At 68.3% G+C, this 13661-nt stretch carries 9 protein-coding genes; 6 read left to right on the top strand and 3 right to left on the bottom strand.

Going from position 1 to position 13661, the window contains the following annotated elements:
- Positions 1-49 precede the first annotated feature (49 nt).
- On the top strand, positions 50-466 hold the full coding sequence (rplS, locus tag HEP75_RS14820; protein WP_003470862.1) for a 50S ribosomal protein L19: 417 nt from the start codon (positions 50-52) through the stop codon (positions 464-466).
- Between the two features lie 445 nt (positions 467-911).
- On the opposite strand, the gene HEP75_RS14815 is transcribed toward rplS, so the two are convergent.
- A complete protein-coding gene (locus tag HEP75_RS14815) occupies positions 912-2372 on the bottom strand; it encodes an MATE family efflux transporter (RefSeq protein WP_185824034.1) in 1461 nt (486 codons plus the stop codon).
- A 184-nt stretch (positions 2373-2556) separates the two neighbouring features.
- On the opposite strand from HEP75_RS14815, the gene HEP75_RS14810 reads away from it, so the two are divergent.
- Both HEP75_RS14810 and HEP75_RS14805 read left to right on the top strand, forming a co-directional pair.
- Positions 2557-2841, top strand: a complete 285-nt coding sequence (locus HEP75_RS14810; RefSeq protein ID WP_185820625.1) for a hypothetical protein — start codon at positions 2557-2559, stop codon at positions 2839-2841.
- Positions 2834-3241, top strand: coding sequence for an RNA-binding S4 domain-containing protein (locus HEP75_RS14805; RefSeq protein ID WP_185820624.1), 408 nt, complete (start codon positions 2834-2836; stop codon positions 3239-3241). Before HEP75_RS14810 ends, HEP75_RS14805 begins: the two co-directional genes overlap by 8 nt.
- Before the next feature lie 782 nt (positions 3242-4023).
- Here the strand turns inward: HEP75_RS14805 and katG are convergent.
- Positions 4024-6273 (bottom strand): catalase/peroxidase HPI, encoded by a 2250-nt coding sequence (katG, locus tag HEP75_RS14800; RefSeq protein ID WP_185824033.1) that lies wholly within the window; start codon positions 6271-6273, stop codon positions 4024-4026.
- A gap of 426 nt (positions 6274-6699) precedes the next feature.
- On the opposite strand from katG, the gene HEP75_RS14795 reads away from it, so the two are divergent.
- Together HEP75_RS14795 and HEP75_RS14790 are read left to right on the top strand one after the other, a co-directional pair.
- On the top strand, positions 6700-7395 hold the full coding sequence (locus HEP75_RS14795; RefSeq protein WP_185824032.1) for a YafY family protein: 696 nt from the start codon (positions 6700-6702) through the stop codon (positions 7393-7395).
- Between the two features lie 58 nt (positions 7396-7453).
- A complete protein-coding gene (locus HEP75_RS14790; protein WP_185824031.1) occupies positions 7454-8110 on the top strand; it encodes a glutathione S-transferase family protein in 657 nt (218 codons plus the stop codon).
- A gap of 383 nt (positions 8111-8493) precedes the next feature.
- Here the strand turns inward: HEP75_RS14790 and mutS are convergent, their stop codons facing one another.
- Entirely contained in the window at positions 8494-11106 is a 2613-nt protein-coding gene (gene mutS / locus HEP75_RS14785; protein WP_185824030.1) for a DNA mismatch repair protein MutS, read from the bottom strand.
- 448 nt (positions 11107-11554) lie between these two features.
- Here mutS and HEP75_RS14780 point away from each other — a divergent pair, with 448 nt between their 5' ends.
- Entirely contained in the window at positions 11555-13483 is a 1929-nt protein-coding gene (locus HEP75_RS14780; RefSeq protein ID WP_185826619.1) for an alpha-L-fucosidase, read from the top strand.
- Positions 13484-13661: the final 178 nt, after the last annotated feature.

Genomic DNA, 13661 nt, shown 5'->3' with positions numbered 1-13661 from the left:
CCGTGCGGCGACTGCCGGACCACCTCACCAGACACAAGCGGTGCCCACCATGAGCAAGCTCAACAAGACCATCCTGGCCGACTTCGAAGCCGCCCAGATCCAGCGCAAGCTGCCGGAGTTCAACCAGGGCGACACCATCGTCGTCAACGTCAAGGTGAAGGAAGGCAACCGCGAGCGCGTCCAGGCCTACGAAGGCGTGGTGATCGGTACCAAGAACGCCGGCCTGAACTCCTCGTTCACCGTGCGCAAGATCTCCCACGGCTTCGGCGTGGAGCGCGTGTTCCAGAGCCACAGCGCCATCATTGACTCGGTCGAAGTGAAGCGCCGCGGCAAGGTCCGCGCCGGCAAGCTGTACTACCTGCGTGGCCTGGAAGGCAAGGCCGCCCGCATCAAGGAAGATCTGGCCGCCGCTGCGCAGGCCAAGGTCGCGCGTCAGGCCGCTGCGGCCGCCGCCAAGGCCGAGTAATCCCCCCAGCGACTTCGGTCGCTGCCGCAACGGCCGCCTTCGGGCGGCCGTTTGCGTTTGTGGGGCCGGATGCGGTGATTTCGTGGCGTCTGCGCCGTTGCGCTCGATATGACGTGCTTGCGCTGGGCATGACGTGGCTGGAGGTTCCGGTCGGGGCTGAAGCCCCTCCTACAGTGCACCCAGGCAGTTCGCCGCGAGTCCCTGTAGGAGCGGTTTCAACCGCGACCGGGCGAAGCCGCGGACCATCCGCGTGGCTAGAGCGTCGGGTGCTCCAGCGCCGACCGCGTTCCTTCGATGCCGTTTCGGCCGAAGCGAAGCGAGAGCGCTTTCCCGGAGTCGTCGCAGACTATGCGGGAGCGACTTCAGTCGCAACGCGACTTCCCGGGAAACCCATCGCCATCGAGGCCGCTCCCACAGGCGATCGCCTCGATCGAAACGCGGGCGCTCAGCGCGCCGGATCCTGCACGATCGACACATCCGCGACCGCGGCCGGCGGCTGCGCCGGCACTTCCGCCGGATGAGCCATTTCCTCCGGGCGCGGCTGGCTCAGCATCTGCGCCTTGCGCCAGTTGCCCCAGCGGTAATAGGCCAGCGACAAGGCCATCGAGCAGATCGAGCTGGTCGGGAAGCTCCACCACACCGCATCGGCGCCGAACTGCGGCTGCAGCAGCTGCGCGAACGGCACGCGGACGCCCCACAGCGCCAGCGCCAGGATCAGCAGCGGCGGCAGCACCGCGCCGGTGGCGCGGACCACGCCGGAGATCACGAAGGTCACGCCGAAGAACAGGAACGACCACACCGCGATGTGGTTGAGATGGCGCGCGATCTCCAGCGCCGCGCTGTGCGGCGGCAGGAACAGCGCCAGGGTCCAGCGGTCGAGCAGGATCAGCGGCGCGATCAGCGCGCCGGTCAGCAGGAAGTTGAACAGCACGCCCTGCCGCGCAGCCGCCGCAACCCGGTCCCAGCGCTGCGCGCCGACGTTCTGCGCGGCCATCGACGAGCAGGCCGCGCCGATCGCCATCGCCGGCATCTGCACGTAGGTCCACAGCTGCATCGCCGCGCCGTAGGCGGCCGAGGTATCGGTGCCGTAGCCGTTGACCATCGAGATCATCACGATCATCGCCAGCGAGATCAGCACCATCTGCAGGCCCATCGGCACGCCCTTGACCACCAGCGCGCGCAGGATCGTCGGGTCGATGCGGAACAGCCGCGCGTCCTGCCGGCCCAGCCACAGCACATGGCGCTTGTGCCGCAGGTACAGCAGCAGGCCGCTCAGGGCGATGGCCTGGGCGATCAGCGTGGCCCAGGCGGCGCCGGCGATGCCCAGCTTCGGGAACGGCCCCAGCCCGAACAGCAGCAGCGGATTGAAGCCGATGTCCAGCGCCACCGACAGCAGCAGGAAGCGGAACGGGGTGCGCGAGTCGCCGGTGCCGCGCAGCGCCGCCGACAGGAACGCGAACGCGTACAGCAGCGGCATCGCCAGGAAGATCACCCGCAGATAGGCCTCGGCCAACGGCAGCGAGGCGGCGGGCGTGCCCATCGCCGCCAGCAGGTGCCGCGCCAGCCACCAGCCGCAGGCCGCGATCAGCACCGAGATGCCGATGAAGAACGTGGCGCTGGTGCCCATCACCCGCCGCGCCTGGACCACGTCGCCGCGGCCCATCGCCTGGCCGATCAGGATGGTGGCGGCCATGCCGATGCCGAACACCGAGCCGATCAGGAAGAACATGATGCTGTTGGCGTTGGCCGCCGCGGTCAGCGCCGCCTCGCCGAGGTAGCGGCCCACCCAGATCGCATTGACCGACCCGTTCAGCGACTGCGCGATGTTGCCAGCCAGGATCGGCAGCGCGAACAGCAGCAACTGCCGGCCGATCGGGCCTTCGGTGAGCGCGGCGGACTTGGGCATCGCAGGCCTGCACGGACGGAAACGGGGAGCCGCGCACACTAGCACCTGCACGCGAAGCCGGGGAGGCAACGGATGGCAGGTGTGGCGCTGCCGGGAACGTCCTAGGCTGAATGCGTCGCTGCGGGGCCGGCTTGCAGCTGCTGGCACAGCGGTCGGCACACATCACTAACCAAAGGAACTTGCAATGCCGAACTTGCGCCGCAATCTGCAGTGGATCGGATGCAGCGCGCTGGCGCTTGCACTGGCCGCGTGCGCCGACAACGCGCGCTGGGGCGATGCCACGGTGCGGCCCGGCGAGCGACCGGAATGCCTGGTCGGCGAGGACGACAGCGCGCTCCCGCGCCGTGCCGACGGCCTGGCCACCAGCCAGCGCGAGCAGCGCTGCCATCCGCAGGAGTCGCTGCAGTGGTCCAGCGAGCGACACGACGAGCGACCGATGAACGTGGAGTTCCGCAAGCACGATGAATGAACCGCTAGTGCAACCGAGCGTGGTCCGGCTGGATGTCTGGCTGTGGGCCGCACGCTTCTTCAAGACCCGCAGCGTGGCCAAGCAGGCGGTGGAAACCGGCAAGGTCGACGTGGCCGGGCAGCGCCCGAAATCCTCGCGCGCGGTGCGCGTGGGCGAGCAGTTGCGCGTGGAGCGCGGCGAGGAGGTGTTCGAGATCCAGGTGCTGGCGCTCAGCGACGACCGCGGCCCGGCCAGCGTCGCGCAGACGCTGTACCAGGAGAGCGACGCCTCGCGCGAGCGGCGCGCGCAGCAACGCGGGCAACGCAGCGCCGAACGCAACGGCTACCAGGCCCCCGATGGCAAGCCGGATAAGCGCGCACGGCGCCTGATCCGCGCGCTGGGCGATCTGGACGCGTTGTAGTGTCTTTGACGCGGACGGCCGTTTCCGAAGATGCCGCTCGATGCCCGCGGCCCCTCGCTCGCTTTCGCCGGGTGGGGCGCTTTCCCAGGCATCGTGCAGTCGGGACTGAAGTCCCTCCTACAGCGCACCCAGCCAGCACGCCGCAAGTCCCTGTAGGAGCGGCTTCAGCCGCGACGAACGAAACGGTGAACCGATCGGTGTCGGAGAGTGTCGGACTGAAGTCCCTCCCACAGTGCACTCAGCCGGCGCAACGCAGATCCCCCTGTAGGAGCGGCTTCAGCCGCGACGAACGAAGCGACGAACCGAACGGTGTCGGAGAGTGTCGGGACTGAAGTCCCTCCTACAGTGCACTCAGCCGGCGCACCGCAGATCCCCTGTAGGAGCGGCTTCAGCCGCGACGAACGAAGCGGTGAACCGATCGGTATCGGAGAGTGCCGGGACTGAAGTCCCTCCTACAGTGCACCCAGTCGTCGTGCCGCAAATCCCCTGTAGGAGCGGCTTCAGCCGCGACGAGCGAAGTGGTGAACCTGTCGTTGTCGGAAAGTGTCAGAACAGGTGATTTGAGGCCATCCCGAATAACTTCCACGACCCAGCTTCGCATCAGCCGTAGTGTTGCGATATCCATGTCACGACGCTCACGCAAAAAAACGCCCAAGCAAGCCCGGGCGTTTTTGCGTGTCACAAAGCGCAGAAACTGCCGCCATCAACCAGCCCCAGATCACCCGGGCAGGCCCAACCGACCAGCAGCCTGCCCGACGCACCGGGCAGGCCGTCGACCTACCTCAAGCAGCCAGATCGAAACGATCCAGCTGCATCACCTTGCTCCAGGCCGCGACGAAGTCCTGCACGAACTTCTGCTGCGCGTCGGCGCTGGCGTACACCTCGGCAAGAGCACGCAGGATCGCGTTGGAACCGAACACCAGGTCCACGCGCGTACCGGTCCATTTCTGCTCGCCGCTCGCGCGGTCGCGGCCTGCATACAGCTCCTTGCTGTCCGAGGTCGCCTTCCACTCGATCCCCATGTCCAGCAGGTTGGCGAAGAAGTCGTTGCTCAGCGTGTCGGCGCGCTTGGTGAACACGCCGTGCGCCGACTGCCCGACATTGGCGCCGAGCACGCGCAGGCCGCCGACCAGCACGGTCATCTCCGGCGCGGTCAGGGTCAGCAGCTGCGCCTTGTCGATCAGCAGCGCTTCGGCGGAGACCGCGTAGCGGCGCTTGCTGTAGTTGCCGAAGCCGTCTGCCGCCGGTTCGAGCACCGCGAACGATTCGACGTCGGTCTGCGCCTGCGTGGCATCCATGCGCCCGGGGACGAACGGCACGGTCAGCGTCTGCCCCGCGTTCTTCGCGGCCTGCTCGACCGCGGCGGCGCCGCCGAGCACGATCAGGTCGGCCAGCGAGATCTTCTTGCCGCCGCTCTGCGCGCCGTTGAACTGCGTCTGGATGCGCTCCAGCACGGCCAGCACCTGCGCCAGCTGTTCGGGCTGGTTGACCTCCCAATCCTTCTGCGGGGCCAGGCGGATGCGCGCGCCGTTGGCGCCGCCGCGCTTGTCCGAACCGCGGAAGGTGGAGGCCGACGCCCAGGCGGTCGAGACCAGCTGGGCGATGCTCAGGCCCGAACCGAGCAGCGTCTGCTTCAGCGCGGCGATGTCCTGCGCATCGACCAGCGCGTGATCCAGCGCGGGGATCGGATCCTGCCAGACCAGTTCTTCGGCCGGCACCTCGGGACCCAGGTAGCGCGCACGCGGCCCCATGTCGCGGTGGGTCAACTTGAACCAGGCGCGGGCGAAGGCATCGGCGAACTGCTCGGGGTGTTCCAGGAAGCGGCGCGAGATCGCGGCGTAGGCCGGATCGAAGCGCAGCGCCAGGTCGGTGGTGAGCATGGTCGGCAGATGCTTCTTCGACGCATCGTGCGCGTCCGGGATCAGCGCTTCGGCGTTCTTCGCCACCCACTGGTGCGCGCCGGCCGGGCTCTTGCTCAGTTCCCACTCGAACTTGAACAGGTGTTCGAAGAAATCATGGCTCCACTGCGCCGGGGTGCTGGTCCAGGTGACTTCCAGGCCGCTGGTGATGGTGTCGCCGCCCTTGCCGCTGCCGAAGCGGTTGTGCCAGCCCAGGCCCTGCGACTCCAGCTCGCTGGCTTCCGGTTCGGCACCGACATTGTCGGCCGGGCCGGCGCCATGGGTCTTGCCGAAAGTGTGGCCGCCTGCGATCAGCGCCACCGTCTCTTCGTCGTTCATCGCCATGCGCGCGAAGGTGTCGCGGATGTCCTTGGCGGCGAGCAGCGGATCGGGATTGCCGTCCGGGCCTTCCGGATTGACGTAGATCAGGCCCATCTGCACCGCGGCCAACGGATTCTCCAGATCGCGCGTGTGCACGTCGCCATCGGCGTCGTCGTCGGAGACCAGCACGCCGCCGGCCTTGTCCACGCCGTCGGAGCCATGCGCATAGCGCACGTCGCCGCCCAGCCAGGTGGTCTCGCGGCCCCAGTACACGTCCTGGTCCGGCTCCCAGGTGTCTTCGCGGCCGCCGGCGAAACCGAAGGTCTTGAAGCCCATCGATTCCAGCGCGACGTTGCCGGTGAGGATCATCAGGTCGGCCCAGGAAATCGCCTGCCCGTACTTCTGCTTGATCGGCCACAGCAGGCGCCGCGCCTTGTCCAGGCTGACGTTGTCCGGCCAGCTGTTGAGCGGAGCGAAGCGCTGCTGGCCGCGGCCGCCGCCGCCACGGCCATCGCCGGTGCGGTAGGTGCCGGCGCTATGCCAGGCCATGCGGATGAACAACGGGCCGTAGTGGCCGAAGTCGGCCGGCCACCAGTCCTGCGAATCGGTCATCAACGCGCGCAGGTCCTGCTTCAGCGCCTGCAGATCGAGCGCGTTGAACGCCTTGGCGTAATCGAACGTCTCGCCCAGCGGATTGGTTTTGGACGAATGCTGGCTGAGCAGGTCCACGCGCAATTGCTTGGGCCACCAGTCCTTGTTCGTGGTGCCGCTGCTGGCGGCGCTGTGGAACGGGCACTTCGATTCGCTGGTCATGGCTAGGGCTACCTTGATGGACGCTGGGTGGCCGCGCGCCGTGGTCGTGCGGTGCGCGTGATTGCGGGGCCGGGCGCTTGGATGCAGGGAATGCAGGCATGGCGCGCGGCGATTGGAGGACACGATAGGCGGGGGCGTTGCGGTAGGGAATTCGAATGATCCTACGGAATCGATAGGCCGGACCTATAGGATGACGGTGCGTAGCGGTTCGAGGATCGCGGTAGAGCATGTCCGGGTTTTGACCGGATCGCGCCGACCGGCGTCGGCACTCGCTGGACAACGCGCCTGCGGACGAGCCTCGCCTGCCGGCGTGGAGATCGGCGACCTGCAGTATGGGCGCGCCGAGCGCATCGAACGCGTTGCGCAGCGCGACGGCGAACCGCCAAAGCCGCAATCGGAAACCGCAAAGCCCACTATCCTGTCGCGATGACCATCCGTGCGACCCGTTTGCTGCACCTGCTCGACGCCCTGCGCGGACGCCGCCGGCCGGTGGCCGGCGCCGAGCTCGCCACCGCGCTGGGCGTGAGTCTGCGCACGCTGTACCGCGATATCGCGACCTTGCGCGTACAGGGCGCCGACATCCTCGGCGACCCTGGCGTGGGCTACGTGCTGCGTCCCGGCTTCCTGCTGCCGGCGCTGAATTTCACCGAGGACGAACTGGAGGCGTTGACCCTGGGCGCGCGCTGGGTGGCGCGCCAGGCCGATCCGGAACTGGCGCAGGCGGCGCAGCGCGCGGTGGCGCGGATCGCGGCGACGTTGCCCGGCAATCTGCGCCTGTCGATCGAGACCAGCGGGCTGCTGGTGCCTGCCGCCGCAGACGTGCCGCCGCCGGCGCCGTGGCTGCCGGTGCTGCGCCATGGCATCCGCCTCGAGCACGTGCTGCGGATGGACTACACCGATGCCAACGGCGCGGCCTCGCAACGGTTGATCTGGCCGTTCGCGATGGCCTTCTTCGGCGGCTACGGCATGATCGCCGCGTGGTGCGAACTGCGCCGCGATTTCCGCCACTTCCGTGCCGACCGGGTGCTGGCCCTGGCTGACGACGGCGAACGCTATCCCTCGCGCCGGCATCTGCTGATCAAGCGCTGGCGCGCGGCCACCGGCTACGGCGCCGACTGCTGACAACACCTGTCAGCAGGGCAGGACCAGACTGCAGGCTGTTCACCACGGAAGTCTGCCCATGTCCACCGAGATCGTGCTCTACACCCACCCCATGTCGCGCGGCCGCGTCGCCCGCTGGATGCTGGAGGAAACCGGCCTGCCGTACCAGGCGGTCATCCTCGACTACGGCACCACGATGAAGGCGCCGGAGTATCTGGCGATCAACCCGATGGGCAAGGTGCCCGCGCTGCGCCATGGCGACACCGTGGTCACCGAGAACGCGGCGATCTGCGCCTATCTGGCCGATCTGGTGCTGGAGCGGCAACTGGCGCCGCCGCCGGGATCGCCGGCACGCGCCGACTATTACCGCTGGCTGTTCTTCATGGCCGGGCCGGTCGAGGGACTGTTGACCGCGAAGGAAGGTGGCGCGCTGGCGCCGGCACGCAGCGCCGGCTATGGCCGCGAGGCCGATCTGATGCAGACGCTGGAACAGGCGGTCGCGGGCCGCGAGCACCTGGCCGGCGACCGTTTCAGCGCGGCCGACCTGTATACCGCCGCATGCCTGGCGTACTACATGCGCATCGGCCTGCTCGAGCCGCGCCCGGCATTCGCCGCGTTCGCGCAGCGCCATGCCGACCGTCCTGCATTGCTGCGTGCCAGTGCGATCGACGCTGCATTGCTCGCGGCGCATCCGCATCCGGACATGCCGGCAAGCGTGGCGCCGGCGGTCGCCTAGCGAGCGGACGCGATTCGCCGGCGGTTGTGCGTGCTGCGCCGCCGTACCCTCACGCCAACCCCTCTCCCGGCGGGAGAGGGGCTAAAGCGGCTGTTCCCTTCTCCCCTCGGGAGAAGGTGCCCCGCAGGGGCGGATGAGGGTACGGGCGCAGCCTCGTGCACCCAAACTCCGCGAGTCGCTTTGCGCCGTACCCTCACCCCAACCCCTCTCCCGGTGGGAGAGGGGCTAGCTGCTGTTCCTTCTCCCGTCGGGAGAAGGTGCCCCGCAGGGGCGGATGAGGGTCCGGGGCGCAGCCTCGTGCACCCAACACCGCGAGACGCTTCGCGCCGTACCCTCACCCCAACCCCTCTCCCGACGGGAGAGGGGGCTGAAGCCGCACTGCGCTACAGCAGCGACTTGAGCCGGTACAAGGCTTCCAGCGCCTGCTTGGGCGTCAGTTCGTCCGGGTCCAGCGCGGCCAGCGCGTCCTGCGCCGCCGACGAGGCGGCCGCGAACAGGCCGAACTGCTGCGGCGCGTCCAGCGCCTGCGGTGCCATCTGCGAGGCGTGGCTCTCGCCGCCGCGTTGCTCCAGCTCCGCCAGCCGCCGCCGCGCCTGCGCGACGGTGGCTTTCGGCAGGCCGGCCAGCGCCGCCACCTGCAGGCCGAAACTGCGATTGGCCGGGCCGTCCTTGACCGCGTGCATGAACACCAGTTTGTCGCCGTGCTCGACCGCGTCCAGGTGCACGTTGGCGATGCCGCTGGCGCCGCCTTCGACCGATTCGTCGGCCAGCGCAGTGAGCTCGAAATAGTGCGTGGCGAACAGGGTGTAGCAGCGGTTGTGGTGGGCCAAATGGCGCGCCACCGCGTCGGCCAGGGCCAGGCCGTCGTAGGTCGAGGTGCCGCGGCCGATCTCGTCCATCAGCACCAGCGACTGCGCACTGGCGTGGTGCAGGATGTAGCTGGTCTCGGCCATCTCGACCATGAAGGTGGACTGGCCGCGCGCCAGGTCGTCGCCGGCGCCGATGCGGGTCAGGATGCGGTCGATCGGGCCGATCACCGCACGCGTCGCCGGCACGTAGCTGCCGATGTGCGCCAGCAGCACGATCAACGCGTTCTGGCGCATGTAGGTGGATTTACCGCCCATGTTCGGGCCGGTGATGACCAGCATGCGCCGGTCCGGATGCAGGTCCAGGTCGTTGGGTTCGAACGGCTGCTCGCGCACCGCTTCCACCACCGGATGGCGGCCGCGTTCGATGCGCAGGCACGGCGCGGTCTCCAGTTCCGGCTGCGCCCAGTCCAGCGCCTGCGCGCGTTCGGCGAAGCCGGCCAGCACGTCCAGTTCGCTGAGCGCGGCGGCGGCGCGCTTGAGCGGCTCCAGGCGATCGCCCAGCGTGTCCAGCAAGGCTTCGTACAGCAGCTTCTCGCGCGACAGCGAGCGCTCGCGCGCCGACAGCACCTTGTCCTCGAAGTTCTTCAGTTCCTCGGTGATGTAGCGCTCGGCATTGGTCAGCGTCTGTCGCCGCGTGTAGTGCACCGGCGCCTTTTCCGCCTGGCCCTTGCTGATCTCGATGTAGTAGCCGTGCACGCGGTTGTAGCCGACCTTCAGCGTGGCGATGCCGCTGCTGGCGCGCTCGCGCGCTTCCAGGTCGATCAGGAACTGGTCGGCGTGGGTGCTGAGCCGGCGCAGTTCGTCCAGCTCGGCGTCGTAGTCGGCGGCGATGACGCCGCCGTCGCTGAGCTTGAGCGGCGGCTGCTCGGCGATCGCCGAGGCCAGCAGGTGCGCGATCTCGTCGTGCTGGCCCAGTTCCGTGGCCAGCGCGGCCAGCCGCGGCGAATCCAGCGGCGCCAGGATCGTGCGTACCGCCGGCAGCAGGCCCAGGCCGTCGCGCAGCGTGGAGAAGTCGCGCGGGCGCGCCGAGCGCAGCGCGACGCGGGTGAGGATGCGTTCGATGTCGCCGAGCGCGCGGAACGCGTCGCGCAGGTCGGCATCGGCGCCGCGGTCGATCAGCGTGCCGACCGCATGATGGCGCTGCACCAGCACCTCGCGCAGGCGCAGCGGGCGGTGCAGCCAGCGCCGCAGCAGGCGCCCGCCCATCGGCGTGACCGTGCTGTCGAGCACGCCGAGCAATGTGTTGCGGGTATCGCCATCCACGCGCGTGTCCAGCTCCAGGTGGCGGCGTGTGGCGGCGTTCATCGCGATCGCCTCGGCCGCGGTTTCCATCGCGATCGCGGTCAGGTGCGGCAGGCGCTGCTTTTGCGTCTCCTCCACGTAGCCGAGCAGGGCGCCGGCGGCGGCGGTGGCGCGTGGCTTGTCGTCGATGCCGAAGCCGCTGAGATCGTGCAGCTGGAAGAAGTTCAGCAGCTGTCGGCGGCCGCTGTCGGCGTCGAACAGCCACGGCGCGCGGCGGCGCACGCCGCGGCGCTCGCGCAGGAATTCCGGCCACTGGTCCTCGTCGGGCACCAGCAGCTCGGCCGGCTCCAGCCGCGCCAGCTCCGCTTCCAGCGCGTCCTCGCTATCGACCTCGTTGACCAGGAAGCGGCCGCCGGCCAGATCGGCCCAGGCCAGGCCGTAGCCGTGCTTGTTGCGCGCGATCGCCATCAGCAAGGTGTCGCGGCGCTCGTCGAGCAGCGCCTCGTCGGTGACCGTGCCCGGGGTGACCACGCGCACCACCTTGCGCTCGACCAGGCCCTTGGCCAGCGCCGGATCGCCGATCTGCTCGCAGATCGCCACCGACTCGCCCAGCGCCACCAGCCGCGCCAGATAGCCCTCGTAGGCATGCACCGGCACCCCGGCCATCGGGATCGGCGCGCCACCGGAGCTGCCGCGCTGGGTCAGGGTGATGTCCAGCAGCCGCGCCGCCTTGCGCGCGTCGTCGTAGAACAGCTCGTAGAAATCGCCCATGCGGAAGAACAGCAGCAGTTCCGGGTACTCGGACTTGGCGGCGAAGAACTGCTTCATCAGCGGGGTGTGTTCCGCGGCGCTTCCAGGAGATTGGGTTTTTTCTCGATTTTGCATCTGATTCAATGGTTTAAGGAATTTCAGGTTGGCTGGCTGTGGGCAAGTATGGACGTGTGCAGCCAGCAAAGGACAGGGTGGCGCGGCTTCAGCCTGGCTCCATGGCCCGACGCGTCGCCTGCCGATCCACTGTGGAACTCCGGGTGTCTCCCCGTTTCCATGGACAGTTGCAGGAAGCCAATCGGGAGGCAAGGAATGTCCGGTCGGTTTGCAGCACGTGCAATGCCGAGTCCATGCCAAGTACGGTCGAGTCGTCTGGGCGTCAGCTGCAAGTGTCCGTGGAAGCAGGGATCGGCGACAGCGTGCAGTCAATCCACATGCATGCGGCGAAGGATCGCTACACGGATTTACATTCTCCCCATTGCACGACTGTCCGCAGCTTCGGGGGGAGGACTCTTGCGCCGTTGGAAAAGCTAAGATCCGGGCTTGTATAGAGTCGGAGGCGCCAATGATCGATCGTCGTACCTTTCTTGCCACGGGTGTCGTGGCCGTCGCCGCGGGTTTCAGCGCATCCGCCGCCCAGATCGCGGCTGCGCCGCGCCCGAAGGGGCCGGCACCGTGGGGCGCCGTGCCCAGCGCGCGCCAGCTGCGGTGGCATCGGTGGGAGCAATACGCCTTCGTGCATTTTGCGATGAACACCTTTACCGACAAGGAATGGGGCTACGGCGACGAAGATCCGCGCAAGTTCGATCCCAGCGATTTCTCCGCCGACCAGATCGTCGCCGCTGCCAAGGCCGGCAATCTGAAAGGGATCATCTTCACCGCCAAGCATCACGACGGGTTCTGCCTCTGGCCGACCCGCCTGACCGAGCATTGCATTCGTAATTCGCCCTACAAGAACGGCAAGGGCGACATCGTCGGCGAAATGGCGGCGGCATGCCGGCGCGCGGGCATGGCCTTCGGCATCTACCTGTCGCCGTGGGATCGCAACCACGCGGAGTACGGTCGTCCCGGCTATCTCGACTATTTCCGCAAGCAGATCGTCGAACTGTGCACGGGCTATGGCGACTTGTTCGAGTTCTGGTTCGACGGCGCCAATGGCGGCGACGGCTACTACGGTGGAGCGCGCGAAACGCGCAAGCTCGATGCGCCCGCTTACTACGACTGGCCGCGGATGATCGAGCTGGTCCACCAGCACCAGCCGATGGCCTGCACCTTCGATCCGCTCGGCGCCGATATCCGTTGGGTCGGCAACGAGGATGGCGTCGCTGGCGATCCGTGCTGGCCGACCATGCCCAATGCCCCCTACACCCAGGAAAACGGCAATGCCGGCGTGCGCGGGGCGGCGCTGTGGTGGCCGGCCGAAACCAACACCTCGATCCGCCCGGGCTGGTTCTACCATGCCGATGAAGACGGCAAGGTGCGCAGCCCGGAAAACCTGGTGCGCTATTTCGACACCTCGGTCGCGCGCGGCACCAACATGAACCTCAATCTTCCGCCGGACCGGCGCGGTCGCATCGCCGACCACGACGTGGCGGTGCTGCAGAGCTTCGGCGACGCGATCCGCGCCAGCTTCGCCATCGATCTGGCCAAGGGCGCCAAGGCCAGCGCCAGCGCGTCGCGGGGCAAGGGATTCGAGCCGGCGCGCGTGCTAGACCGCCAGGCGGACAGCTACTGGTCTACGCCGGACGGCGTCACTACGCCGACGCTGACGCTGGAACTGTCGGCGGTGCACAGCTTCGACCTGATCCGGCTGCGCGAATACCTGCCGCTGGGCGTACGCGTCACCCGCTTCGCAATCGAAGCCGAGGTCGATGGGCAATGGCAGCGCTTGGCCGAAGCGCAATGCATCGGGGCACAGCGGATCCTGCGACTCGAGCACCCGGTCGCCGCGCGCCGCGTGCGTCTGCTCGTGCTCGATGCGCCGGTCTGCCCGGCGATCAGCGAATTCGCATTGTTCCGCGCGGTTGCGCCAGTTGCGGTCGCGCGGCCGACGGCGAACGCGCCGGACGTGCTGTCCACCGCGGGTTGGCGCATCGTCGAGGCCAGTGCGCCAGGGGCGGAGAAGTTGCTCGACGACGATGCCGGCACGATCTGGAGCGTACCCGCTCCCAAGCCGGGCCATCCCGTACAGGTGACCATCGACCTCGGCGCGCTGCGCCAGGTCGCTGGCTTCAGCCTCACCCCCTCGCGCGCGGTGATGAAGGGCGCGGCGCCGCCAAAGGGCTATCGCGCCGAAAGCAGTGAAGACGGCAAGAACTGGCAGCCGGCCGGTGGCGGCGAGTTGGCCAATATCGCCTATGCGCTCTCGACCCAGCGGCTGAATTTCCCCGAGGTCCGCCAGATCCGCTACCTGCGGCTGTCGTTCGCCGAAACGGCGCTGCCCGCCGAGCGGCTGGCGATCGCCGGTATCGGTGCATTCTCGCGCTTGCGATGAGGGCTTGCGCTCCCTCACCGCCATGCGCGGTGGGGGAGCGCGCATCGCCGGGGCGACGCCCTGATTCATGACGCGAAGGCCGTGTCACGGGACCGACCATGAGCGGCGGCGCCGTACGGCAGCGCTGCGATGCAACCGCGATGTCATCTTGTCGCGCGAAGATCGAACGTTTCCATGT

Source organism: Xanthomonas sp. SI, from assembly GCF_014236855.1.
In the GTDB taxonomy this organism is placed as follows: Bacteria; Pseudomonadota; Gammaproteobacteria; order Xanthomonadales; family Xanthomonadaceae; genus Xanthomonas_A.
Note: the sequence above shows the minus strand (reverse complement) of the source record. Positions and strands in the feature narration are given on the sequence as shown.

Coding starts and splice junctions, on each gene's coding strand:
- katG (WP_185824033.1), bottom strand. CDS start 6,273: ATGACCAGCGAATCGAAGTGCCCGTTCCACAGCGCCGCCAGCAGCGGC.
- HEP75_RS14780 (WP_185826619.1), top strand. CDS start 11,555: ATGATCGATCGTCGTACCTTTCTTGCCACGGGTGTCGTGGCCGTCGCC.
- HEP75_RS14810 (WP_185820625.1), top strand. CDS start 2,557: ATGCCGAACTTGCGCCGCAATCTGCAGTGGATCGGATGCAGCGCGCTG.
- HEP75_RS14805 (WP_185820624.1), top strand. CDS start 2,834: ATGAATGAACCGCTAGTGCAACCGAGCGTGGTCCGGCTGGATGTCTGG.
- HEP75_RS14815 (WP_185824034.1), bottom strand. CDS start 2,372: ATGCCCAAGTCCGCCGCGCTCACCGAAGGCCCGATCGGCCGGCAGTTG.
- rplS (WP_003470862.1), top strand. CDS start 50: ATGAGCAAGCTCAACAAGACCATCCTGGCCGACTTCGAAGCCGCCCAG.
- HEP75_RS14795 (WP_185824032.1), top strand. CDS start 6,700: ATGACCATCCGTGCGACCCGTTTGCTGCACCTGCTCGACGCCCTGCGC.
- mutS (WP_185824030.1), bottom strand. CDS start 11,106: ATGCAAAATCGAGAAAAAACCCAATCTCCTGGAAGCGCCGCGGAACAC.
- HEP75_RS14790 (WP_185824031.1), top strand. CDS start 7,454: ATGTCCACCGAGATCGTGCTCTACACCCACCCCATGTCGCGCGGCCGC.